19 protein-coding genes are annotated in these 23,223 nt (G+C 65.0%); 14 read left to right on the forward strand and 5 right to left on the reverse strand.

The window, feature by feature from the left end; translation table 11 throughout:
• Positions 1 to 799 precede the first annotated feature (799 nt).
• From ACPEES_RS20725 to ACPEES_RS20735, 3 genes are all read right to left on the reverse strand, one after another.
• Complete coding sequence (locus tag ACPEES_RS20725; protein WP_435105862.1) at positions 800 to 1,684, reverse strand: RHS repeat domain-containing protein; 885 nt, start codon at positions 1,682 to 1,684, stop codon at positions 800 to 802.
• 19 nt (positions 1,685 to 1,703) lie between these two features.
• Positions 1,704 to 5,192 carry a hypothetical protein gene (locus tag ACPEES_RS20730; RefSeq protein ID WP_435105864.1) on the reverse strand — a complete coding sequence of 1,163 codons (3,489 nt, stop codon included), beginning with the start codon at positions 5,190 to 5,192 and terminating at the stop codon, positions 1,704 to 1,706.
• A 713-nt stretch (positions 5,193 to 5,905) separates the two neighbouring features.
• Positions 5,906 to 6,175, reverse strand: a complete 270-nt coding sequence (locus ACPEES_RS20735) for a helix-turn-helix domain-containing protein (protein ID WP_435105866.1) — start codon at positions 6,173 to 6,175, stop codon at positions 5,906 to 5,908.
• A gap of 86 nt (positions 6,176 to 6,261) precedes the next feature.
• On the opposite strand from ACPEES_RS20735, the gene ACPEES_RS20740 reads away from it, so the two are divergent.
• Complete coding sequence (locus ACPEES_RS20740; protein WP_435105868.1) at positions 6,262 to 6,474, forward strand: hypothetical protein; 213 nt, start codon at positions 6,262 to 6,264, stop codon at positions 6,472 to 6,474.
• Positions 6,475 to 6,571: 97 nt separating this feature from the next.
• On the opposite strand, the gene ACPEES_RS20745 is transcribed toward ACPEES_RS20740, so the two are convergent.
• Positions 6,572 to 6,847 (reverse strand): hypothetical protein, encoded by a 276-nt coding sequence (locus ACPEES_RS20745; protein WP_435105870.1) that lies wholly within the window; start codon positions 6,845 to 6,847, stop codon positions 6,572 to 6,574.
• 102 nt (positions 6,848 to 6,949) lie between these two features.
• Positions 6,950 to 7,960: a selenium-binding protein SBP56-related protein gene (locus ACPEES_RS20750; RefSeq protein WP_435105872.1), complete on the reverse strand. Its 1,011-nt coding sequence runs from the start codon at positions 7,958 to 7,960 to the stop codon at positions 6,950 to 6,952.
• A 390-nt stretch (positions 7,961 to 8,350) separates the two neighbouring features.
• Here ACPEES_RS20750 and ACPEES_RS20755 point away from each other — a divergent pair, with 390 nt between their 5' ends.
• The 13 genes from ACPEES_RS20755 (at position 8,351) to ACPEES_RS20815 (ending at position 22,766) form a co-directional block, all read left to right on the forward strand.
• Positions 8,351 to 8,716 carry a hypothetical protein gene (locus tag ACPEES_RS20755; protein WP_435105874.1) on the forward strand — a complete coding sequence of 122 codons (366 nt, stop codon included), beginning with the start codon at positions 8,351 to 8,353 and terminating at the stop codon, positions 8,714 to 8,716.
• Positions 8,717 to 8,873: 157 nt separating this feature from the next.
• The gene (locus ACPEES_RS20760) at positions 8,874 to 9,257 is read left to right on the forward strand and encodes a hypothetical protein (protein ID WP_435105876.1); all 384 of its coding nucleotides are present in this window, start codon (positions 8,874 to 8,876) and stop codon (positions 9,255 to 9,257) included.
• 293 nt (positions 9,258 to 9,550) lie between these two features.
• A complete protein-coding gene (locus ACPEES_RS20765; RefSeq protein WP_435105878.1) occupies positions 9,551 to 10,252 on the forward strand; it encodes an iron-containing redox enzyme family protein in 702 nt (233 codons plus the stop codon).
• A 127-nt stretch (positions 10,253 to 10,379) separates the two neighbouring features.
• Positions 10,380 to 11,012 carry a hypothetical protein gene (locus ACPEES_RS20770; protein ID WP_435105881.1) on the forward strand — a complete coding sequence of 211 codons (633 nt, stop codon included), beginning with the start codon at positions 10,380 to 10,382 and terminating at the stop codon, positions 11,010 to 11,012.
• Positions 11,005 to 12,252 (forward strand): polysaccharide pyruvyl transferase family protein, encoded by a 1,248-nt coding sequence (locus ACPEES_RS20775; protein WP_435105883.1) that lies wholly within the window; start codon positions 11,005 to 11,007, stop codon positions 12,250 to 12,252. Before ACPEES_RS20770 ends, ACPEES_RS20775 begins: the two co-directional genes overlap by 8 nt.
• Positions 12,253 to 13,476, forward strand: coding sequence for an MFS transporter (locus ACPEES_RS20780; protein ID WP_435105885.1), 1,224 nt, complete (start codon positions 12,253 to 12,255; stop codon positions 13,474 to 13,476).
• A gap of 20 nt (positions 13,477 to 13,496) precedes the next feature.
• On the forward strand, positions 13,497 to 14,072 hold the full coding sequence (locus ACPEES_RS20785) for a peroxiredoxin (protein ID WP_435105888.1): 576 nt from the start codon (positions 13,497 to 13,499) through the stop codon (positions 14,070 to 14,072).
• Between the two features lie 31 nt (positions 14,073 to 14,103).
• A complete protein-coding gene (locus tag ACPEES_RS20790; RefSeq protein ID WP_435105890.1) occupies positions 14,104 to 14,727 on the forward strand; it encodes a CDP-archaeol synthase in 624 nt (207 codons plus the stop codon).
• The gene (locus tag ACPEES_RS20795; RefSeq protein WP_435105893.1) at positions 14,724 to 17,390 is read left to right on the forward strand and encodes a PEP/pyruvate-binding domain-containing protein; all 2,667 of its coding nucleotides are present in this window, start codon (positions 14,724 to 14,726) and stop codon (positions 17,388 to 17,390) included. Before ACPEES_RS20790 ends, ACPEES_RS20795 begins: the two co-directional genes overlap by 4 nt.
• The gene (locus tag ACPEES_RS20800; protein ID WP_435105897.1) at positions 17,371 to 18,153 is read left to right on the forward strand and encodes a hypothetical protein; all 783 of its coding nucleotides are present in this window, start codon (positions 17,371 to 17,373) and stop codon (positions 18,151 to 18,153) included. Before ACPEES_RS20795 ends, ACPEES_RS20800 begins: the two co-directional genes overlap by 20 nt.
• Before the next feature lie 13 nt (positions 18,154 to 18,166).
• Entirely contained in the window at positions 18,167 to 20,821 is a 2,655-nt protein-coding gene (locus tag ACPEES_RS20805; RefSeq protein ID WP_435105899.1) for a thioester reductase domain-containing protein, read from the forward strand.
• Entirely contained in the window at positions 20,818 to 21,528 is a 711-nt protein-coding gene (locus tag ACPEES_RS20810) for a CDP-alcohol phosphatidyltransferase family protein (RefSeq protein ID WP_435105901.1), read from the forward strand. The genes ACPEES_RS20805 and ACPEES_RS20810 overlap by 4 nt, the downstream gene beginning before the upstream one ends.
• A gap of 182 nt (positions 21,529 to 21,710) precedes the next feature.
• Entirely contained in the window at positions 21,711 to 22,766 is a 1,056-nt protein-coding gene (locus tag ACPEES_RS20815; protein ID WP_435105903.1) for an MBL fold metallo-hydrolase, read from the forward strand.
• Positions 22,767 to 23,223 lie beyond the last annotated feature (457 nt).

Genomic DNA, 23,223 nt, shown 5'->3' on the forward strand with positions numbered 1-23,223 from the left:
CTCCCCCCCTGTTGAAGAAGGAATCAGTGTGCGCAATCACGTGGACAGGATGTAGGTGCTGATTTGTTGGCGCTTACATCTCAGAATGCTGATACGCGAAGAAACATAATCCGAATCAGCAAGTTACGAGTTGTTCAGCGTCGACTATTTGGAATCAGCTTAGCCAGCTAACTATTGGTTCGGATTCGGTGAGAATGTCTACGCAGTCATTGGGGGTGTATATTGCGTAATGGCTGACATTTGTCGAGTCATAGGCGCCTTGGCGCTCATCCTCAAGCCACTGCTTGAAAGTCGAGTCTTCTACAGTGTAAAAGCACCAACCGGGCACGACTTCGGCTAGTGTCCGAATCAAATCACCTTCGTCAGTGTTTCTGTACGACAGTACGTTATCGAAATGTACTCGGAGAACGGCGTCATACAGCGATTTTCCACGCAAAAGAAGGCGGAATCCTTCGTAGTCATCGTGGAGGGCTTCGAGGTAGATCTCACGAGGTAAATTCTCTATGGGTGTCCAAGGCTTAAATCGCATAGCATATATCCTCAATATGTCGTCATAATAAGGTATAGTGACAGAGGCAGGCTAAAGATGCGCGTGTGATTCCAAAACTGTAACAGTTTCTGAAAATGTGTCGTTTGTTTGGTAAGCTATTTTTCACCATCATCAATAACGCTGCTCCGACGGTTAAGTGATCGTGCGCTAGTGTTGATAGCATAAGCAAGCCTTGCGAGCGGTATCAAGACAGGATTCTCGCAAGGCTTGCGGTGATGAAACTAGCGCGTAGGTTGGCGAGGTAAACCGTCAGTTATCGGAGTATCTGACTTTGGTCTTCTTCTTCGAGTTCCCATGTTGAATTTCTAATGTAGGCTTCCCTCCTGTGCTCCGGGAGCGCACGATTGCCGTGGAGTCGTCATCAAGGCGGCCAACCTTTCCGTTAGGGATATCTCGAACGTCCTTTGGTTTCAATGAGTCGAAGTCTTGGTAGGCTTGACTTAAGTCGCCGTCACGCTCGAACTGCTGGCTTCGCCCTTTTGTCTTGAGACCTGGCTTTGATTCTCTGATTATGTCATCAACGGTCGCTATAGGACTGTCGTCGGCTTGACGCAGGTATCGAGTCCCCCACTTAGCGGCTCCCTTGGCTAGGACACCACCAGCCAAAGAGATTGCACCGTCAACGGCAAGGGTACCGGCGGCGGCCGCTGCTCCGTTCTCTTCGTAGGTATTGTATGTGTCGTACGCGGTCCAAGCCGCTCCACCGGCCCAAGCTGCTGCTGCGACAAGCGCCGATACTGCGACTCGCCCATCCGGGTCCACGTACCGGTACGGGTTGTTATTCGAGTACATGTACCGGTTGAAGCTGTGGATGTTGCTCTCGGTAAACCCGGCCGGGTCGATTGCGTGGAACCGCGCGATCTCGGCGTCATACCAGCGGGCCTGGAAGTCTTGCAGGCCCGTATCGCTGTCGGAGGGCTTGCCGGTGTAACCGCGGGGGTCACCGGATACCGGCTTGAGCGGGGCGCCCCACGGGCCGTAGTGCTGCCTCCAGAGTAGGCTGCCGCTCTCATCCGTGGCCGCGACCGGCGAGCCGAGGGCATCGTTGTGATAGTAGGTGACTTGCTCGGCGGCCGTGGCGCTTTGCGCCAGCGTGAGCACGGCCGCGGTAATGATCGCGCCGATCCATTTCATGGCGTCTGTCCTCCCTGACTTACTTGTCGGAGCCGACTACGGTCGTGTCATCGTGAATGCGCGCGGCCAGGCGGGAGCCGACGTAGATGTACTCATCGAAACCGCCGGCTGGGTTGTATTCGCCCAGCAGTCGACCGCGTTTGTTGTAGAAGACGTCCTTGATCGCGGAGCTCCCGGTGCGCTGTACGCGCGTTCCCTCGCCATCGTAGGCGTAGCCGATGGTGCCGCTGGGCGTGCTTGCCTGCACCATGTGGCCGGCGCCGTTGTACTGGTAGCTCGCACCGCCTTCGACGCCGGTGATGTTCCCCTGTGCGTCGTAGGCGTAGCCGATGGTGTCGTTGGGGAGTTCCCGATAGGCGAGACGGTGGTCGTTGTAGTAATAGCTCTGGGTCGTCGAGCCACGGGTGCGGTTGAGTATATTGCCGGTGGCGTCGTAGGAAATGGTCTCCGTGCCCCAGCTCCCGGTGGCGCTGATCATCCGGTTCACCCCGTCATAGTCCATCGTGCGGTCACGACTGTGATCGAGTCCGTTGAGGATCTCGGTGACATTGCCCACGTTGTCGTACGCGTAGTCGTGGTCGACCAGGGTGTCCGAGGGACCGGAGGCCGTGAGTGTGTCGATCCGTTGCCGGCTATCCAGCGTCACCGTGTTGGTGGCGCCGTTCGCGTAGGTGATGTCACTCGGTATGCCGTTGGGGTGGTGGAGCACCTGGGTGACGTACGGCGCGGCCTGCGTGGCGCGGCCCAGCGCATTGGTGGCCAGGCTGACCTGACGGCCGCTGGGGTAAGTCAGGCCCGTGATGAAGTCCACCTGGTTGATGTCGTAGCCCACCGTGTAGGTTCGTCCGTCGACGGTGAGATCCTCGGAGATCAGGTTGTCGTTCGCGTCGTAATCGTAGGTCCGTACCGCCGAGCCGTTTTCCAGGCGTTTGAGATTGTCATTGGCATCGTAGCGGTAGGTGACGGACGGCGAATCGTCCGAATAGGACACTGATTCCAGTCGGTTGAGGTTATCGTAGGAAAACGTCTCCGTGACGCCGTTACTGCCTACCTGTCGCGAGGTCATGTTCCCGACGGCGTCGCGACCGTAGGTGGTCGTACCCGTCTCGGGGTTGCTCGCGGAGATCAGAAACCCCTTGCTGTTGTATGTGAAGTTTCGCGTGTAGCCCCGATAGGTGCCGTCATTTTGTGTCTGCCCCTGGAAGACAGAGTAGATCTTGCCGCGGGCGTCGCGGTTGATGATCGTGCCGATGCCTGTGAAGGAGTTGATTTGGCTCAGGCGCCCCTCGCCGATCGCGAGCCCGCCGCAATACTCATAAAAGTATCGCGTCTTCCAGCCGTTTTCGTTCGTGACGAGCTTTTCGTGGGCATCGGGATAGCGGATCGTCTTGCTGCTGCCATCCGCATGGGTTATTGAGGTGCGTCGTCCGAGCAGGCCGTAAGTGAAGGTATCGCCAACCGTTTCACCTGGATAGCTGCGGAAGGTGACCCGGCCCTTGGCGTCACGAGACATGGTGCGCGTGACACTTTCCCCGGTTGCGGTGTCTTGCCGGGTTACGCCAATGCGCCTGCGAAAGCCGTCCCACTCGCGGATCTCACGGAAATTGCTTCGGGTCAGCGTGCTGCCGGTATTGCTGTAGCTGATGCTCACCGACGCCTTGGCGGGGTAGTCGATCGACTCCAGGCGGTTGAGCGCATCCCAGTCGTAGTCGGTGGTGTGGCCGCGGCCGTCCGTGACGGTGTCCAGCGTGCCCGTGTTGTTCACCGTGCGACTGATGCTTATGCCTTCCGGCCGGTTCTCCCGCCGGGGGATTCCGCGGAAGTAGTCGGAATAGGTCGTGGTGTTGTTGCGGGCATCCGTTTCGGTGGCAACGTCGCCATCCGAAGTATAAGTAAAGGTGGTTTTGACGCCGTACTTGTCCAGGGTCAGGACGTTGCCCGCGTTGTCGAAGGCCCGCTTGGTGGTCCAGTTGTCGTTGCTCGAGCCCTTGGGGTGGTTCACTTCGCGCTGCTTCACTTTGCCAAGGATCCACCGGCTCGGGTCGTTGTAGTAGGTCAGCGTGGTGACGCGGTCGCCGGCGTCGCTGACATTGCCGGTTTCGGTGATTTGCTGCGGCTGAGCGTAGGCATCGGGGGTCGCGTAGGTCGTGGTTAACACTACGTTTTCGCGATAGTGGCGGACCTTCTCGAGATACGGGGTGGCCGTATACTTGTCGATGCGACCGGTGTCGCGGCCGTGCCAGTAGTCTTCGTCGGAGATCCTGAAGCCTGCCCACGTGTACTGGGTTTGCTCAATGATATTGCCCGTGAGATCGTACGCTTCCTCGTAATACTTCAGTCCGATGCTCCACATGCTGCCGTCGTTGACCGACGAGTAACCCCGGTGGTAGTGCTTGCGTGTGGCGTCCGGGCTCGTGACCGTGGTGATGTCATAGCCTATGGAGTTCTGCCAGCCCGGGCTGTAAGAGAACGTCCAGCTTCCGGCACTTATATCGCGACCGCCGGTGTCTTTGGTGGCCAGCACCGTGGTCCAGTCCGACTCCTGTCTATCGAAGTGGACATAATCGTAGGTGTAGTCGATGTAGCCACCCCAGGGGTACTCCAGGTGCTTCATGGCAAAAGAGCCGGCCTCGCCCTGTTCATTGCGAAGACCGAAGTACTCGTAATTCCAGCGGCTGGAGCCATCCGGCCGTTCCACCTGCGTCAGCTGCGGGTAAGCCGGGATGGTTTCGGTGGTCATCTCATAGTGGTAATCCCAGGTGCGCTGGTTGGCGACGATGGTGTCCAGCCGGATGCTGTCGTGGCCGACATCGGTATACGTGAAATCTACGCTGCGACCATCGCTGGTCGAGATATCGTCGATGTAGATGATGCCGGTGGCGTTGACCTCGTAGTCGATGCTCATCGAGTTGCCGTTGGCGTCCTCGATGTAAGTTGCGTAGATGCTGTACTCCTGGCTATCCGAATGGCGCTCGGTCATGTGGTACTCGGTGCCATCCGGCGAGCGCACGATGACATCCCGGCCATCGCAGCTTGCCGACCACCAGTCGCGGGTGATCATTTCGGGTTGGTGGTAGTCGGCCACCACCAGTAGCTGCCGGCTGCCATCGGGCAACTCCAGTGACGGGTTGTCCACCACCGACTCGTCCGCGAGGTTTTGGCTGCAGATCTTGTCGGAGTGCCGGTTCGCAACAACGATCCGTCCTAAGTGAATCGTCCACCCTAGACCGTACGGGCTGTAAGGCGGCCGCTCGTCCTGGGGGTGCTTGTAGACGCGTTGCACTTCCAGATCGAAACCGCCGTTGCCGGGAATGAATACGTCCGTGAAGCTCAGCTGCAGCATCCCGGAGAAGGTGTCAATGTGCTCGGAGAAGTTCTGGTTGAGGGTGTCGCGGAAAGGATTGATTCCGGGTTCCTCGTAGTAGTCACGGATGACGCCCTGCTGGGCGAGGGCCGGGGCGATGAACATGAAAAGCCCCATGGCCAGGGCAAGAACAAGCTTGTTCATTGTTCGGCTCCTTGTGCCTTCCGTTTTGGCGAACGCCGACGCCGCGGCCGTGCGCCACGTCGCGAGCGTGTCGGGGGCCGCTATCCGCTAGCGGCTCGTTGTCTCAGAGGGGTGGATGATCCGGTCGGAGGGCTCGTCGGATAGATGCGGTGTGCGCGGTGCGCCCGATGCGGCCTGACGAGTGGTAGCTAGGCCATGAGCGCCGGATGGCGCAGGTCTGGTGACCTTGGCCGGGTCACGCGAAGCAGGCCGATCTTCGCCGGGCCGGTGGCCCTCGCTTGGCGAGAGTGCGGTCGCTGCAGAGGACGCACCGGTCAGCAAGGCCAGAAGCAAGGGGGTATGCAGACGTCGTAAGGACATAGCTTGTCACCTCTTTCCCTGAGGCGGGTTCGTCGGCATTGCGCTTGGCCAACCCGCTCACACCGCCCCTTCCATGGAGGTACGCCACGCCGTACGCGTGGCTGACTTGCGCCCTTCATCGACACCGTCGTTGGTGCAGGGCGTGCGTGTTAAAACGTAGAGGAGGAATATTGGTTTTTCAACCACGAACGAGAATGTTTCGCGATCGTGACGGACAAACCTCGCCGGTGGACGTCCGGGTGCAGAACCTCAGTGAGCAGGCGGATCTGCTCAGAAAAGGGGGGCGTGGCCTTGGATTCAAGAATCAAGCGCAACGTCATTCGGCAACAAACGGCGGGCTGACGGCGTCGACGCTATGCTGTCCCTGGTGGATCTGGGTCAGTAGGCGCTCTGGCCGGGCTGATCTGTCCCTGTTCTGGCAGCGTCTGTCCGGTCAGCAGCCAGTAGCTGTATTGCGGCCATTTCTTGGCGACGGCTTCCAACACTTCACCGCGTGGGGAGCTGCCGCGGCGCTCGATGCCTTCAATCGTCCTCATGGAGACGCCCAGCTCCTCGGCGAAGCGTGTGCGGCCCAGTCCCTGGGAGTCACGGAGTTCCTTGATGCGGTCGCCGATGCTTGACATCCTACGTGTGTCGCATGCCCTACAGTTGTCGGCCCTACAAATGTAGGGTTCTTGTGATGCTGTGCAGAACAGTGCAGGAAGAGCATATGGAAATGCCCATCATCGAACAACCGAACGTCTGCCTGATGACTGACATCTGCGTCATGACCAAGGAGCGGTTCGCGCTGCTTTCGGGGCTTGGTGAGGACGTGGTCCGCGGTATGGTCAGCCGGGGGCAGTTGCCGACCTTGAAGGTGGGGCGGCATCGGATGATCAATCTGGAGCGCTTGCGCTATCGATGCCGGGAGGTGGGTGGCTAGCCGCGGGCGCCTTGCCGTGTGAGTCGCGCCAACTCGGGCGGGTACGGGCGAGCTCGGAGTGCCTTCCACGACCGACCACGCCCGTACCCGTCGGGGATCAGTGGTGCCCGACTTCGATGGGAACGCTCGGGTCGAACAGGATCATGTGCGGTCCCGCGGGGCCGGTGCCGTTTGCCTTCTGCACCGCCGTGAAGTCCGTCCAGGCGCTGCCGTCCTCGGTGGCATGGGTGAGGCCGCCCTCTGCGGTGTCTACGTCGAGCAGGTAGATACCGTAGTCTTCGTTGCGCGGACCGAATTCCGGATCGTCATCCAGTGTGCTCAACACCGAATTGGTGACATAAAGCCGCTTGTCGTCGTGGCTCGGGCGCATCATGCACGGGTGTGGCACGGACGCTTCGGCGACAAGCGCCGGATTGTAGGGATCAGTGATGTCGTACTGCTGGACGCTGTCCCCGGCCCAGTTCGCGATGAAAAGCTAGCGATCGTCGTGCGACAGGGTCATATCGCACGGGAGGGGCAGATCGCGCAAAACGACGTGGAAGTCCAGCAGACCGTTGCCGTCCTCGTCCTCCCAGAGCCACGTGTTGCCTGATGTGCCGATCGTGTAGCCATAGGTCGACTCGGGCGCGTGGAACCAATCCGCTTCGGTTGCGCCGCTGGGCTCGCCCAGGTGCACGATCTGGATGACTGCTTCTTTCTCCAGGTCCCAGACACTGACGGTATCGCCGGTGGGGCCGTACGGGTTCTCCAGCACGTTCCCGGGGTATCCCCAGGTCGTGGTCACCATTCGGTTGATCCCGCCCTTGTAGGCGATGTCATACATGTACTCGGGACCCGTTTCGCCGGGCGCTCTCTCGGGCCCGGGCCCGAAGTGCCTTACGAATTCCCCCGTTTCCGCGTCGAGCAGCACGAGCCCACCCGGACCGGTGCTCGGCGTGTCGGCACCGAGCATGGATACGAGGACGACGCCGCCGTCCAACGGGCTCACCGTGTGCGGTGCGACGTACCCGCTATCCCGCCTGAGCCCGTCTTTCTTTTCGACGAGGGTGGGTTTACGCGGATCGTCGGAGACGTCGAAAACATGGACTCGGTCAGAAAAGAGGCCCGGTATCAGGAGTCGTTCCTGGTCCAGCGAATAGCCCCAATGGTGGACGTTATCTCCGATCTCGGTGAGGTTCTCCGTGTGCAGGATCTCACCGTATTCGTCCGGCCGCTCGGGGTCCGCGCCCACCACGGCGAGGATGTCCGGATTGGACTGCTCGCCAGCGTTGATGGCGACGACATAGAGAAACACCTCGCGATTAGGGGCGCCGGAACTGTCGCTACCGACTGCCGCCATACCCGAGCCACTCCCCAGGGCCAGACACACAACGCCCGTGAGCGCCGGCGCCGCCCGGCGAACGCGTACCACCAGCCGTTCGACGGCTGTTGCCAGCGCCGTTATGCCAGTAACAAGGCCGGTCGCTTTCTCTACTTCGTAGCCCATGGCCGCCTCCGTTCACCGCTGGACGACTGCCCTGAAGTATGTGGCTTGCACAATGCGGATGATGAGAGCGAGAGGCGTCAGTAGCGGTCCATTCGTGCCACTTCGACGGTGCGGTGACCTCGTCGCCGGTTCGATCGGTGTGGACGGGTACGCATGGGCATGAAGCCGTGGTATATCGGACGCTGCTCATGCGAAAGCTGTAGCGCATCGAACGCCTCGGTCGGCTTGCCGTTATCGCATGACTGAATCCACCGGCATCCATCCATGCCGGAGCTGACCGGGGGAGTGGTTGAGGGCCAAGGGGACGAAGGGGTGAGGACAGACGGCGACTGCCTCGGGGTGGCGGAATGCGTGTTGCGGGATATCCGATCCAGGTGCCCGGACGTTCGGATGATCGAAAATGCGCCCGGATCATTGGGGATGAGCGTAAGCATTCCGGTGCAGCCCGGCGTACGCCATCCGATCGAGCTGACCTTGCAGAACCGCGATGAGCTCCACTTGCACATGGGGAATTTCTGGCTGGAGTGGTTCCCGTGCTCCGATGAGTCGACGGTGGCAGCGTTTGTCGATGTGGTGGCCGGTCTTCTGTCCGGCAGCTGCCGGGTACTGGAACACTATCGCGGCGCTCGCTGTGTGAAGGCCGAGTTGCAATGGAAGGCGCCGGAGGCGGGGTGGACAACATTCGGCACTTACAGCCGGTTTTCGCTGCCATTCGCCGGACGTAAGCATTACAAGGTGTTGATCAATCGAGGATGATGGGGTGAGCGAGCTGCGGCCAAGGTTAGTAAGGGGAAAGACCCGTTGTATAGCCATCGAGTCACCTCGATACCGGGCGGGATCCGAGGTGGAATGGCTCGCTGACCGAGCCGTGCCGGGTTGACGAGAAGGAAGATCAGCAACGATGAAAACGTGCGTGGATTTTGAATCGGCACTGTTCAGGCCATTTCTCTCGGAGGACGCTCAAGTCAATCCTCAGTGTTATGGCGCGGAACTGGCCTGGTGGCTCGCTCGAATGCTCGCCAGCCAGGGGGTGGAGACGAGTTATCCCGAATATGAGGATTGGGGGTGGTTCGTCGAGTACATCGTCGGTGACAACGAGTACTGGTTGTGTTGCGGCAATATCGGTGGCGAAAGCGACCGCTGGCGGATCTATCTGGACTGCAAGGCCAAGAGCCTGTTCGGCCGGAACCGGGCGCCGGTCGAGGTCGCGGTCCCGTTGCTCGACGCCTTGTCCGACGTGCTGTCCGAGTCACCGGATATCCACGGTATCCAGTGGCATACGGAGATTGGGGGCTGACCGCTCGGCAGACGAGGCGGCGGCTGCCCCGCACGTCGGGGATGGCGGTGGGGAGGCCATTCGCCTGATTTCCTGAATTCACATTATACAAGCAGTTCGAGGTCCTGACAGCCTGACAGAACTGCCGGGTAGGCGCGGCTGCGTCGTAGGCCCATGATTGGCCGGCGTCATCGACGCGCCCTTCGTAATTACGCGAAGGGGCAGGATCCCGTCGACCGGGCGTCATCTGGACGTACGGGGAACCGGTCGCGGGCGGCAAGCAGGGACGGACGCCGACGAGGAGGGGAGCACTCATGGCGGATCATACCCGGCTTCTGGACGAGACCGTTCAGCGCACATGGACGCAGATCAAGCAGGGGCGGTTCTGGACCTATTGCCTGAACAACCCCATTCCCGCGGATCTGTACCGCATCGTGATGGAGCAGATCTATCACTACACCCGTTTCAACTCCATCAACCAGGCCGCGGCAGCCTTTCTCGCCGAACCGGAGAAGCCCGGCCTGTTGAAATTCGTCTACCACCATGCCGAGGAGGAGCTCGGCCACGAGAACATGGCCCGCCACGATATCGCGGCGGTAGGATTCGACACGGATCGCATCGAGCCGCCGCTGCCGCCGACGCGGGCGCTGATTGCCTACCTCAATGACGTCGCCATTCGCCGCGGGCCTATCGCGCGGCTCGGCTACAGCTACTGGGCGGAGAGCGCCTACGAGCACATCGACGAGCTCACCACCAAGATCCGCCAGGATCTGGGCCTGACGGACAAGGCGATGTCGTTCTTCGTCGCCCATTCGCGCATCGACGCGAAGCACGCCGAGGAGGTCCGCGAGGCCATCGACCGGTACGCGGCTGACGAGGCGTCGATGGTGGCGGTCCGGGAGGTCGCCGAGACGACGCTCTACCTGACCGGCGAAATTCTCAACAACGCCTACGACCGTTTTACCGCGGGCGAGTCCAGCACCCGGGACGGGCACACGGCGGCGGCCGCCGGCTGACCGGCGGAGCCGCTGCGGCACCGGGTGCTTTTGGCCGGGCCATCGGCGCTCCGGCGGGGGAGCCGTGTGGTGCTTTCGGGCGCCGGAATGGTGCGCCCCGTATCGGCAACGAATGGAGGTTCGGGTCATGTCGGCTCAGCAGGGAATGATCGCTTATCGCGACGGTCGCCGGCTCCGGTTGGCCATCGCCGAAACGGATAGCGAGCTCCAGCGCGCGCGCGATCTGCGCGACGGAATATACGCCAATCGAGTGCCGGAGCTGAGTTTCGACCCTCACCTTGAGGCGGAACGCGACGCCATTGGCCGCGTGTTCCTCCTCTACGAGGATGACTGCCTGGTGGCGACGCTGCGGGCGACCCCGGTCGCCCGGGATCCGGCGCCGCTTTCGGGGGTGGTTAGCCTGGACGGTCACTCCGGGCTACTCCGCGATCCCGCGGCCTGCGAGGTCTCGCGCCTGGCGGTGCCGCCTTCGCCCCGGCGCTCGGAGCAGGCATTGCTGCTGCTCAGCATGGGCGCGCAGTGGGTGCTGGAGAACGATCCCACGCTGGAGCGCTTTCTCTCCTACTGCCGTAGCCAGCTACTGCGCCTGTACACGCGGGTGGGCGCGGAGCCGGTGGCCGAGCCGTTCCGGATCGCCGGGCGCGGCGAGCAGTGGTTCTACGTCATCGGCGGCCGTCTGGCCGACGCCGCTGCGCTGGCGCCGCCGCGGCGGGCGGAGACCGCGCGACAGCAAGCGGTTGGAGCCGAAAGCCATGCGTAACCGAATCCTGATCTACGGCTATCACGGCATGCGCAATACCGGCGCCGATGCCCGGTTGCTGGTCATCAGGGATGTCCTCCGGGAGATGGTGCCCGATGCCGAGCTGGTGGTGCCGACGTTCGCCCCCGGGGGGCTGGATTTCGTCGACGACGTGACGATTCGCCATATCCATCCGGCCACTTACCCCTGGGCGGCGAAGCCGCTGATCCGTGAGGCGGACGCGATGATCCTGTCGGAAGGCAACATGCTCACCGACGAGTTCAGCAAGCACCTGGTGGAGGCCTTCGTCACCGCCCTGCGCCAGGCCCATGCCCGGGACTGCCCCTCCGTGGGCCTGGCGCTGGATTCCGGCAAGCTGGAGCCGAAACGCCAGCCCCGGGTGCGGGACGCCCTCAACACCACCGCCTTGCTCACCGTGCGCTCGGCTGGCGCACGGGATGCCCTGTCGGCGTTGGGCGTCAACGGGCGATTGACGGAGACGGCGGACTGCGCCGTTTCCATGAGCCAGCTCGAAAGCGCCGAAAGGGCCCGTGTGCGTGAATCCGTGGGCCTGACGGCACCGCGGATTCACGGTATCGCGCCGGTGGATTTCTACATGTGGCCGGCGAAGATCCGCCTGTTCGGCAGGCGCGAGGACTTCGTGCGCTGGCCGTTCAAGGGGACCTGGCCCAATGACGGGCGCCGGCAAAGTGAGGCGTTGGCCGCCGAATGGGCGCGCTACTGCAATCACCTGCTGGACGACGACCCCGAGGCCACAGTGGCCCTCATCGCCATGGAGGCGGTGGACCAGCGTTTCTGCCGGCATATCCGCGCCCGGCTGAGTGACCCGGACCGTGCCGTGGAGGTGCGCTGCACCGAGCTCAGCCCCAAGCAGATGGCCGCTTGCCTGGAGGGACTGGCGTCCCTGGTCACATCGCGGTATCACGCGCTGGTGCTGTCGCTGCCGTTCCGCGTGCCCTATATCGCCCTGGGCCACGATACGCGAACCCAGTACATCTCCCGCGAGATGGGGCTGGGGGAGTGGTTCGTGGACTACCAGGAGCGCCATCTCGGCAACCGGCTGCTCGACAAGCACCGCGCGCTCCTGCTCTCGCGGGAGGCGGTTCGGGAACGCATCAGCGCCGGCCTGGCCGAGTTGCGGCGCAAGGACCGCCGCAACTACGAGCTCTTGCGGGAATTGCTCGCCGATATCGGATACCGGCCGAATCCGTTGCCCGAGGCGATCGGCGAGGCGGCGTGAATGAGTACGCCCGTCGCCACGACCGCCGGGCTCACGGCACCCAGGGTGATGACGTTCTACATCGCCTGCCTGTTCGCGCTGGTCGGGGGCAACGCCCTGACCAGCTACGGCATGATCATCCTGGCCCATGCGCTGAACCCGGCGGACAGCTTCGTGGGGCTGGTGTTCATGGTGAACTACCTGCCGCCGTTGTTCCTGACGCTGTACGCGGGCGTGCAGCTCGACCGGCGGTCGCGCAAGCGCATCATCCTGCTGGCGCACATGTTCTACATCGCTTCGGCCTTCGGCCTGGCGCTGGTGCTGGCAACCGGCTTGCTGACCGCCGATACGTCCTTCCTCCTGTTGGTCGCGGCCTGTCTCAACGGCACGGCGCTGGCGCTTGCCCAGCCGGCGCGCATGGCCATGCTGGGTGATCTGGTGGCGCACGCACAGATCGGCCGGGCGACGGTGATCCTCAACCTGCTCATGATTCTGGCGTTCGGCCTCGCGCCGGTGATCGTCGGCGTGTTGCGGGAAAGCCTGGATTGGGCGCCGACCTTCGCGATTCTCGGCTGCCTGGTGGTGGTGAGCAATCTGATCCTCTCCGCACTGCCGGTGGAGGAGCAATTCGCCGTGCCGGCGCACAAGGGTGGTCGCCTCCGGGAAGCTGCGCGTTATATCCGCAGCGAGTCGGAGTTGCTGCAGTTGATCGGATTCAGCGTCGCTGCGCTGTTTCTGCTAGGCCCGCTTCAGGTGCTGGTGCCGGAATTCGCCAGGACGCACCTGGGGCTGGGTGAAGCGGCACGCGGGGCGCTGATGGGTACCTTGGGTGTGGGTCTGCTGCTCGGGGGGATTGTCTCGGGCGTGCTCGAGCGTCGGAGCCGTCGGGGCCTGTACATACTCGGCGGCACCGCTGTCGCCGGCATTGCCGGCGCGACTCTGGGCAGCAGTACCGATACTGCCACCACCGGTGGTTTGCTGTTGCTGCTCGGCATCGCGGGCGGGGTCGTCGGCAGTCTGATCCCGGCGTGCATTCAGTCCAGGACTCCGAATTATTTGCGTGGCAGGGTGATGTCGTTTTATACGTTAGGTTTTCAGGCCACGCCCGCGCTGGCCGGGCTGGTAATGGGGGCGGTGGCCGACGTCGCCGGGATCGAGGCGAGCCTGCGCTCGGCCGGCATTCTGGTGTTCGTCCTGGCCGCTGTGGGCACGCTGTTTCTGACGACCCTGCGCCGCTATCAATAGCCGCGTTGCGGGTGAAGACCATGAGCGAGAATCAGAAGAATCCACCCACGGGCGGGCAGGCGGGCAGGCAACCGGCGTTCGGCGGCGTGCGCCGCCGCGGCGCGTTGCACCTTCCGATCGGTACGGCGTTGCCGGCGCTGACGCTGCCGTCGACGGCAGGCCGCGATGTCGACCTCGGCGAAGTGGCGATGGCTCAACACGTGGTGCTGTTCTTCTACCCGGGCGATCGGCAGGGGCAGGTCTACCCGGAGCTTGCCGGCTGTACCCCGGAGGCGTGCGCTTTCCATGCCCATGGCGAGACGCTGTGCGGCGCCGGCGCCGCCGTTTTCGGCGTGAGCCTGCAATCGACGCCCAGGCAACGGGTATTCGTGCAGCGTGAGGGTCTGGCGCTCGAGATGCTCAGTGACGAGCAGGAGCAGCTGACGCGGGACCTGGGCATCCCGGTGTGGACGTCACGCTGCGGCGATCGGTTCGTCGACCGGGTCACGCTGGTGTTCGCCCGCGGCCGGGGGCTGGCTCGAGTGATCCGGGATCCGACGCCGGAAGCGCATGCCGGGCATGCCCTCGAGGCGCTGCGGGCGCTCCCGCCGCGCTGAATGCGCGATCCAGCGTACCGACGTTAGGACGATGTCCACCGTGCATACCCTGACCAACCCTGTTTCCGCCGCCGAGCCGGCCGGGCTGTTGGTCGGGCTGTTCATTGTCGGCGGCTTGACCTTCGCCGGCTGCGTTCACGTGTTGTGGATGCGAAGCCGGCTGTCGGCGCGGTTCGTCCAGCCGCTGGATGGTGGCCTGCGGATTCGCGGCCGGCGCCTGTTCGGGCCCAACAAGACCTGGCGGGGTTTCATGGCCGTGGTGCCGGCGAGCGCGTTGGGCTTCTACCTGCTGGCCCTGGCGCTGACCCATTTGAGCGACGCGCCCCAGCGCTGGCTCTGGCCGCTGTCGCCGCTGCAGCATGGGCTGCTGGGGTTGATCGCCGGCGCCGGCCTGATGCTCGGTGAGTTGCCCAACTCCTTCGTGAAACGCCAGCTCGACATCCCGCCCGGAAAGCCACCGCGACACCGGGTCGCCGCGTGGCTGTTCGCGATCATCGACCGCTTCGACTCCCTCGTGGGGGCGCTGCTCGTGCTCGCCCTGGTGGCGCCGCTGCCATGGTCGGCGTGGTTGGTGGTGCTGTTGGTGGGGCCGTTCATTCATGGCGCTTTCAGCGCGTCTCTTTACCTGCTCGGCGTCAAGGAGCGACCGACATGACCGCCGAACCCCGCGGCCAGAGTCAGCCCGCCGCCGACTCGACCCGTTATGTCGTTCCGTTGAGCGACGCACAGGCGTATGACCAGCACGGCGGCAAGGCCGCCAGCCTGGCCAGGATGGAACGTGCCGGCTTCGCCGTCGCGCCCGGGTTCGTCGTCACGGCCGCCGCCTTCGACGCGTTCCTGCAGCACAACGACCTCAGCGGGGCGGGGCGGCTGCTGGCCGGTGAGGCCGTGGATAGTGTCAAAATCGAGCGGCTGCGCGATGCAGTCCAGAATGCCCCCATGCCGGCGACGCTGCAGGCGGCGCTCGACGATGCTGCACTGCAACCGGCTGCCGACGAGCCCCTGGTGGTGCGCAGCTCGGCGGTGGGCGAGGACGGCGCGCGGGGTTCCTTTGCCGGCCAGCTGGAATCGGTGCTCGACGTCCGCGACGGTGCGCAGCTCGTCGCGGCCATCCGTCGCGTGTGGGCCTCCGCGCTGTCGGCGCGGCTGCTTGCCTACAGCCGGGCGCGGGGTGTCGGTCTGAACGGCGTCGCCGTGCTCGTGCAGGGCCAGGAGCAGCCATTCTGCTCGGGGGTGCTGTTCACCCGGTCGCCCGACCCTGGCGACGGCGCCGATACGCTCTACGTGGAGCTGGTCGCCGGCCACCCGGGGCCGCTGGTGGCCGGAGAGGCCACGCCGACGCGCATCCGCCTCGATCGCGGCGGCGATGACATGGCGGTGGTGGGGGAGGCGCAGTGTGACGAGGACACGCTCGCGGCCTTTGTCACCGCCCGCCAGGGGCTCGCGGATGCAGCCGTCGCCCTGGAAGAGCTCTTCGCCGCGCCGCAGGACATCGAGTGGGCCCTGGATGGCGACGGGGCGCTGATCCTGCTGCAGAGCCGGCCGATCACGGCGCCGGCGGGGCCGTCGGTGCAGCGTGTGGTCTGGTGCAGCGCCAATATCAACGAGAATTTCCCGAGCCCGGTCCCCGTGTTCACGTACTCGGTGGTGCGGGCGGGCTACGCGCACTACTTCCACAACCTGGCGCGGGCTCTGGGCGTCTCCCGGCGACGGTTGGACGGCGTCCGCTGGCGGTTGCAGAACACGGTTGGCACGCATCAGGGGTATCTCTATTACAACCTCAGCAATATCCACGCATTCATCCGCGCGGTGCCCTTCGGCGATCACCTGGCGGGGCTGTTCAACGACTTCGTCGGTACCCCGGATTCCGCCGACGATCAGTCGTCGGCTCCCGGACCGCGCTGGCGCCGTCGCCTTCGCGAGTGGGCGGCGCGCACGCGCATGGTGCTGACGGGGCTGTATCGCTACCTGAGGCTGGAACGGGATCTGCGGGACTTCGAGGCGAGAGTGCGCCGGTTCGCGAACGCTTGCTCCCGCGAAGAGCTGGACAGGTGCACCAACGAGGCACTGCTCACGCGGCTGGAATGGTTCATGGACATCCGCTGCAACCGCTGGACCGCGGCCAGCCTGGCGGACTTCTTCGCCATGGCCGGCTCCGGTGCGCTCAAGCGGGCGGTGACGGGGGCGAACGCCACCGCTGATCCGTATCACGCGCTGCTGCGCGGGCTGCCGGAGCTGGTCTCGGCGCAGCCGGTACGGGACCTGTGGCAACTCGCCGAGCAAATCCGGCGCAGTCCCGATCTGCAATCGCTGTTCAGCGCTGAGGATCCACAGCGGATTCTCCAGTGCCTGGAGACCGAGCCGCAGTTTGCCGGTTTCCACGATGCCTTCAAGTGCTATTGCCGGCGCTGGGGCTTTCGCCGCTCCGGCGAGCTGCTGCTGACGGTGCCCAGCTTCGAGGAACGCCCGGCGCCGCTGCTGGACATTCTCAGGACCTATGCCCTCGGTGATGCGGCGGACCCCGCCGAGCAATGGCGGGAACAGGAACAGCGGCGGCAGGCGCTTACCGGCGAGATTCTCTCACGGCTACGCCGCAAGCGCCCGGTGCGTTGGCTGCCGTGGCCGACAGCAGCCACCGGGTTCTGGCTCCTGCTGCGCGCCACGTACACGGCGGTGGCCCGGCGCGAGCGAGCGCGCATGCATCAGGCGCTGGCGTATACCTGCTTGCGCTACGTGGTGCTGGTAATCGGCGAGCGGTTGTGTCGCAGCGGCGTACTGACCGATGCGGAGGATGTGTGCTTCCTGACCGTCTCCGAGCTGCGCGCGCACCTGGGTGGTGCGGCGTGGGCGCCGGAGCTGACCGGCACCCTCGCGGAGAAGCGCCGGGCCCACTTCGCCGCTCTGAACGACCAGCCGCCGCCGGAGACCCTGTACTTGCTCCCTGGTGAGCAGTACCGCCCCGGTCCGCGCGCTGAGCGGCAGCACGACCGCGGCACGGACTGCTGGCACGGCACCGGGGCCTGCGGCGGACGGATTACCGGCCGGGCCGTCGTACTACGCGACGTCAGCGAGGCCGCCTGCCTGCGCAAGGGGGACATCCTCATCGTCCGTCAGACCGATCCGGGGTGGGCGCCGGTTTTCCCGATTATCGCCGGACTCGTGGTGGAGCGGGGCGGCATGCTCTCCCACGGCGCCATCGTCGCCCGGGAGTTCGGCGTGCCAGCGGTGGTCGGCGTGGCGGGCATCACCCGGGAGATCGCGACCGGCAGCCATGTCGAGCTCGATGGAGATACCGGTGATGTCCGCCTCCTGGCCTGAGCTCGGCCGCACCTACCTGCGTGAGCGCTACCCGGTGGCGTTGTTCCTGCCGCTGGCGGTGACGGTGGCGGCGTGCGGTATCACCTTGACGCCCAGCGCCGGGCCCACCGTCATGGTTCTGATGGCGGCCGCCGCCTGGCTGCTGCTGCTCACGCTGCGTTTGCTGGACGACCTGGCCGATCGCGAAGTGGACCGGGAGACGGCGCCGGATCGGATTACTGTCCGCGTGTGGGATTCACGGCCATGGCTCGCCATGGCGGCCCTGTCGCTAGGGGGTGCCGGCGTGCTCCTCACGGCCGTTCATGGCATCGCCGGGGCGTTGCCGGCAGTTGCGACCATGCTTGCACTGGCACTGTGGTATGCCGCCCGGCGGTGGGTTCCGGGGCACCGGCGGTTCAACGCGCTGGTGGTCATGGCCAAGTATCCGCTGGTTGCCATGGCGGTCGCCGGCACGGTGCCGACCGCCCCTGCGCCGTTGGCGGTGTTTGCCACGCTCTATGGCTGCGCCCTGACGTTCGAATTCACCCATGACCCGTTCACCGCACCCACCCGTTCATACGCATGGCCACTGGCCTGTGCCGCCATCACGCTGACGGCCATGGCGTTCGCCACGAAACCGACGGTCTGGCTGCTGGGTGCGGTCGTGGCCTGCGCGCTCGGGTTTGCGGCGTCACTCACCACCTGGCCGGCTGCCCTGCCGAAGCGGCTGGCCGCGCTCGCCTGGGTGCCGGCGTTGGTGGTGGTCACGGCGAGAATCCTCTAGGAACGGTTCCGACATGCAGCAAGAAAAGCCTGGTGACGCACGAAGACGGCAGTCCCTTCTCGCCCTGGTCGCCGAGGCGGCGGGCTGTGCACCCGAGCGCCTGCGGCGGGAGCGCACGCTGGCGGAGCAGGGCATCCGGGGCCTCGCACGGCTGCGTGTCCTGCGCGTTCTGGTGCGCTGCTGTGGCGGCGTGCCGCCCTGGGAAGTCATGGGCCGGCCTTCCACCTTGCGGGATCTTCTCGCCTGGGCAGCGTCGGATGACCCCGGGCAGCAGCTGGCCGTGCCCGTGAACAGGCTCCTGCTGGATGCGGCGCTGGCCCCGGATATCCAGCCTGCGACGGTGCGGCCGCCGACGGACGACCGCTGCGTTCTCGTCACCGGGGCCACGGGCTTCTTCGGCCCCAACCTGCTCGAAGCGCTGCTGGAGGGGCCGCACACGAAGGTCTATTGCCTGGTCCGCGGAGAGAGCTGGGACCTCGCATACCAGCGGCTGGTGCAGCATCTGCGCACACGCGGGCTGTGGCGGACGGACTGGGCGGGGCGGCTGGAGGCGGTGGCCGGCGATACCACGCAGCCGCAGCTGGGGCTGGAGCGGACCACCTACGAATGGCTCAGCGAGCATATCGACGCCGTCTACCACGCGGCTGCCGCGGTCAACTGGGCGCAGCCCTACGAGGGGCTCCACGAGGCCAACGTTCACGCCACCGAGGCAATGCTGCGCTTCGCCTGCCACGGGCGCACGAAGCGCTTCGCGTTCATCTCCAGCACGGTGGTCTGTCACACCGTCGGTGGTCCCGTTGCCCTGGCCGAAGCTGACGAGATCACCCCGTACCTGGGTGGGCTGTATCTGGGCTACGCGCAGTCCAAGTGGGTGGCGGAGCAGCTCGTGATGGAGGCCGGCGAGCGGGGCCTGCCGACGCTCATCCACCGCCCGCCGTTCGTCGCCGGCGACACGCGGGACGCCGTCGCCAACGGCGACGATCTACCGGCACGGCTGCTCAGCGCCAGCCTGCGTTGCGGTCTGGCGCCGGACGTGGACTGGCCCATGGACGCGTGCCCGGCGGATTTCCTGGCCCGGGCCGTGGTGCGGTTGAACGTACACGCCAGCCCGGCGACGCTTGTCTATCATCTGCGCGGGGACCGGCCCACGACCTGGCGTCAGCTCGTGCTGTGCATGAACCTCTACGGTTACCCGATACGGCTGACCGACTACGATCGCTGGCTGAAGGCGGTGCGGGGCTCGACACGTGCCCACTGGCCCCTGCGCCCCCTGAAGCCGCTTTTCAGCGGACGGCCGGAGGGCGTGGGCACGCCAGCCTTGGCGGAGCTGCTGCAACGCCATCGCGTCTCCGAGGCCGGTAACGCGGCGACCGGCAGAACGCTGGCGCGGGAAGGGCTCCAGTGCCCCGAGATTCGGCCTGGGCTGCTCAAGCGCTACATCGAGCACTTCATCGACACCGGGGTGTTTCCGCCACCGGAGCGGCCGATGGAGGAGGGCGGCTGGTCCCACGTGGTCGATGCCATCGCCGGCGCCGTCGACGCCTGTGCGGCGACCCAGGGCTGGTCCATCGTCGACACGATGCGGCTGCCGCTGTCCGACGGCGGCGACAGCATCGTCACCGAGCTCTCGGCGCTGGTCAACGGCCAGGTGGCCGGTCTCTTTCCCCTGCGACTGCACCTGAACCGGGCATCCGGCGCCACGCCGCGGGACCTGCTCGTCAAGGTCAAGGCTCACGACACCACCACCCTGGCGGTGGCGCGCGCCATCGCTGCCCTCGAAGACCCGGCCCTGGCCAATGAATTCGACCGCATCAGCTCGCTGCTCCCGTTCAATGGCGGCCACGCGCGGGAAGCGGCTGTCTATTCTCTCCCGGGAGAGGCACTGCGGCGTCATATGCCCGATTGCTATGGGCACGTTCATGGCCCTGACGGCCAGGGCTGTGCCCTGGTGCTTGAAAACCTCAGCGGTGCCGGGCGTCTGGGCGGTTCCGACCCACTGACACGGGCGGAACTGACAGGCGCGCTGGATTGCCTGGCGGTCGTGCACGGGGAATGGCTGGGCCGTACCGAGGCGCTGACGGGCGCATCGTGGCTGCCGCCGAGGCCCGGTCCCTCGGAGCGCGCGGCCATGGGCGCTTTCTGGGAACGGCTGTCGGCGTTGACCGTCCGCTACGCCCGGCAGCTGGGTGAATACCGCCTCGCGGAGCGCTGCCGGGATCTAGTGGAGACACGGCCACATTGGTTCGCCGATGACGCGGGATTACCCGTGACCCTGGTGCACAACGACTTCAACCCGCGCAATCTCGCCTTCTTCGGCCACGGAGTGGACGCGCTGCACTGCATGGCATACGACTGGGAGCTGGCGACCCTGGGGTTGCCGCAACGGGACCTGGCGGAGCTGCTGTGCTTTGCCATGGAGCCGTCCGATATCGAGCCATCAGCGCTCATGGAACGAATCGACGACCATCGGCGGCAATTGATCGAGCACACCGGCACGGAGCTGCCCGCGCGGGAGTGGTTGCACGGCTTCCGCTATGCCATGCGCGAACTGCTGGTGGAGCGGCTGGGTCTGTATGTGCTCGTGGATACGGTGGACCGCCAGCCGTTCCTGCCGCGCGTGCTGCGTAGCTGGCTCGCCATCCACGACGCCCTGGAGGCCCGCGGATGAACGCGCCCCGACCCGCGCTTGCGATTATCCCCAGCGCCATCACGGCGACGAGCCTGCTCCTGGGCTTCGCGGGCATCGTCGCCGCTGCTGAGGGGCACTGGCATCTCACGGCCTGGGCGGTGGTCTGGTGCGTGCTGCTGGATATCGCCGACGGCACTCTGGCCCGGCGTCTCGGGGCCGGGACCGCAGTCGGTGCCCAGCTCGACAGCCTGGCCGACCTGGTCGCCTTCGGTGTCGCGCCGGCGATGCTGGTTTACCGGGTGAGCCTGGACGGAGCGCCTACGCTCATCCACACGGTCGCTGTCGCCGGTGGCTGCGCCGCGCTACTACTGGCCGCCGCCTACCGTCTGGCGCGGTTCAACGCCGCGTCTGCCGGTGCCGCATTCACCGGCCTTCCAGCCCCCATCGGCGCATTGATCCTGGCCAGTACCGCACTCGTGGTCAACGACACCCTGTCCAGCCCGCAATGGAACGCTGCTCTACCGGTGCTTGCCATCGGCATCGCCGGATTGATGGTCTCGCGGGTGTCATTCGCGCGGCTCGACGGTGCCGGGCGGTCATGGCGGCGGCGGGTGCTGCAGATCTGCCTGTTCGCGGTCGTCGCCTCCGCGCTCAGCATGCGCTTCCCCGGCATCGTGCTGGCCTGTGCGCTGGTTTACCTGGTCATTGCCGGCGGGCCGCCTAGGCCGGCGACGGGGCAGCACTGAACGGGCGGTTCGCGCTGGCGACGGAAGCCGGCCGCAATATGGAATGATTCGGCGATTACCGCTCCGCGGCTTCCGCGTCGCGTACGCGGCCCCGGACTACACTGAATGAGTGCGGCGGCAAGGGATTTACGGCCGCGTGATCCCCGGAGCGTGTGTGTTCCCCGGGCCGCGAGGTGATCGCCATGGCCAATGACAACGAGCCGGCGGGCGTGAAACCGCTCGACGACCTGGAAATCGTCGTGATCGTGGACAACGAGACGGACACGCTGTCCAGCGTGGATGCCGGCGTGCCGCAGGAGCCGGAGCTGGCGGGGCACGTCCGGCGCACGGCGCCGAGCCGCTACCACGAGGGCCATGAATGCAGGACGGTTTTCGATCGTCTTTGCTGCGCCTGTCACGGCTATTCCGTGCTGATGACCGGCCATCGGGACGGCGATGCCCACAGCGTGCTGTTCGATGTCGGGCCTTACCCGGGCCTGTGGCTGGACAATGCCCAGCGTTTGGGCATCGATCTGGCGACGATCGAGCAGATCTTCCTCTCCCACTGGCACTACGACCACAGCGGCGGTCTGCCGGAAGTGGTGGCGGCCATCGGCGCCGCACGGGAGATTGCCGAGCTGACGCCGCCGATCGTCGACCTGCATCCCGAGCGGCCGGACCAACGCGGCGCCCGGTTGCCCAGCGGTGACATGGTTCTGCTCGCGCAGGAGCCGACGTTCGAGGTCATCGCCGGAGCAGGCGGGACGATCGCCAAGCACGCCGAGCCGCATGCCGTGTGCGATGGCTTCTTCTTCGTGAGCGGCGCCATCGAGCGTGTAACGGAATACGAAACGGGCCTCCCCGCTCACCACAGCTTCTACGGCGAACGCTGTGTACACGACCCGTTGATCATGGATGAGCGGTACGTGGCCGCCTCGGTGCGCGGACGGGGCGTGAGCGTCTTCTCGGCGTGCTCCCATGCCGGCATCGTCAACGTCTGCCTGGCGGTGAAGACAGCGTTTCCCGGTCTGCCCGTGGACCTGGTGCTGGGCGGCTATCACCTGGCGGGCACGTCGGTGGAAGCGCGTATCGAACCCACCGTGCGCGACCTGAAAACCCGCATCGATCCGCGGCTGGTGGCGCCGGGCCATTGCACCGGCTGGCGGGCCAAAGCGATGCTCGCCGACACCTTCGCGCCGGGGCGGTATGCGCCAAGCGTTGTCGGCACCGTGTACCGTCTTCAAACGTCTTCGGCCTGAGGGACAACGCCATCGCACAGGGGAAGGGCGAGGCGCGGTGATTCCGAAACGAATGCGCTGGCGATTTCCGGGCCTCGTCGTGAACCGGCGCTGGACGTACAAGCCACCGGCGTCGGACTATTGCACCATGCGAAGCGACTGATGGGACCTTGCGGTCGGATGCTGACTCGAGTCATTCGGACGGGAACAAAGTTATTTGTCGCACTCGTGGTGCTTTGGATGGGCCTGCTGGCGGCGCTGCTGCTGTATCATCGCAGTGTGGCGGATCTCGGTGCTCCGGACGGTCACGCGGTGCACTGGCTGTTCGCTCCAGGGTGGCATCTGATTGCCCCAATGGGCGTGCTAGGCTACTGTTCCTGCTTGCTCATCGCTTGGCTATATGTTGCGACCTGAGTGATCATATACCGACCAGGAGTTATGCTCTGTTCCAAGCCCGCTTCGCCTTGCAGGAGCTGGG

Source organism: Arhodomonas sp. AD133 (assembly GCF_051195215.1).
Lineage (GTDB): Bacteria > Pseudomonadota > Gammaproteobacteria > Nitrococcales > Nitrococcaceae > Arhodomonas.

Excerpts from the sequence above, each read along its gene's own strand:
- ACPEES_RS20730 (WP_435105864.1), bottom strand. The coding sequence starts at position 5,192 with ATGAACAAGCTTGTTCTTGCCCTGGCCATGGGGCTTTTCATGTTCATC.
- ACPEES_RS20805 (WP_435105899.1), top strand. The coding sequence starts at position 18,167 with ATGCAGCAAGAAAAGCCTGGTGACGCACGAAGACGGCAGTCCCTTCTC.
- ACPEES_RS20765 (WP_435105878.1), top strand. The coding sequence starts at position 9,551 with ATGGCGGATCATACCCGGCTTCTGGACGAGACCGTTCAGCGCACATGG.
- ACPEES_RS20745 (WP_435105870.1), bottom strand. The coding sequence starts at position 6,847 with ATGATGCGCCCGAGCCACGACGACAAGCGGCTTTATGTCACCAATTCG.
- ACPEES_RS20790 (WP_435105890.1), top strand. The coding sequence starts at position 14,104 with ATGTCCACCGTGCATACCCTGACCAACCCTGTTTCCGCCGCCGAGCCG.
- ACPEES_RS20780 (WP_435105885.1), top strand. The coding sequence starts at position 12,253 with ATGAGTACGCCCGTCGCCACGACCGCCGGGCTCACGGCACCCAGGGTG.
- ACPEES_RS20750 (WP_435105872.1), bottom strand. The coding sequence starts at position 7,960 with ATGGGCTACGAAGTAGAGAAAGCGACCGGCCTTGTTACTGGCATAACG.
- ACPEES_RS20770 (WP_435105881.1), top strand. The coding sequence starts at position 10,380 with ATGTCGGCTCAGCAGGGAATGATCGCTTATCGCGACGGTCGCCGGCTC.
- ACPEES_RS20775 (WP_435105883.1), top strand. The coding sequence starts at position 11,005 with ATGCGTAACCGAATCCTGATCTACGGCTATCACGGCATGCGCAATACC.
- ACPEES_RS20810 (WP_435105901.1), top strand. The coding sequence starts at position 20,818 with ATGAACGCGCCCCGACCCGCGCTTGCGATTATCCCCAGCGCCATCACG.
- ACPEES_RS20755 (WP_435105874.1), top strand. The coding sequence starts at position 8,351 with ATGATCGAAAATGCGCCCGGATCATTGGGGATGAGCGTAAGCATTCCG.
- ACPEES_RS20795 (WP_435105893.1), top strand. The coding sequence starts at position 14,724 with ATGACCGCCGAACCCCGCGGCCAGAGTCAGCCCGCCGCCGACTCGACC.
- ACPEES_RS20785 (WP_435105888.1), top strand. The coding sequence starts at position 13,497 with ATGAGCGAGAATCAGAAGAATCCACCCACGGGCGGGCAGGCGGGCAGG.
- ACPEES_RS20735 (WP_435105866.1), bottom strand. The coding sequence starts at position 6,175 with ATGTCAAGCATCGGCGACCGCATCAAGGAACTCCGTGACTCCCAGGGA.
- ACPEES_RS20815 (WP_435105903.1), top strand. The coding sequence starts at position 21,711 with ATGGCCAATGACAACGAGCCGGCGGGCGTGAAACCGCTCGACGACCTG.
- ACPEES_RS20800 (WP_435105897.1), top strand. The coding sequence starts at position 17,371 with ATGTCCGCCTCCTGGCCTGAGCTCGGCCGCACCTACCTGCGTGAGCGC.
- ACPEES_RS20740 (WP_435105868.1), top strand. The coding sequence starts at position 6,262 with ATGGAAATGCCCATCATCGAACAACCGAACGTCTGCCTGATGACTGAC.
- ACPEES_RS20725 (WP_435105862.1), bottom strand. The coding sequence starts at position 1,684 with ATGAAATGGATCGGCGCGATCATTACCGCGGCCGTGCTCACGCTGGCG.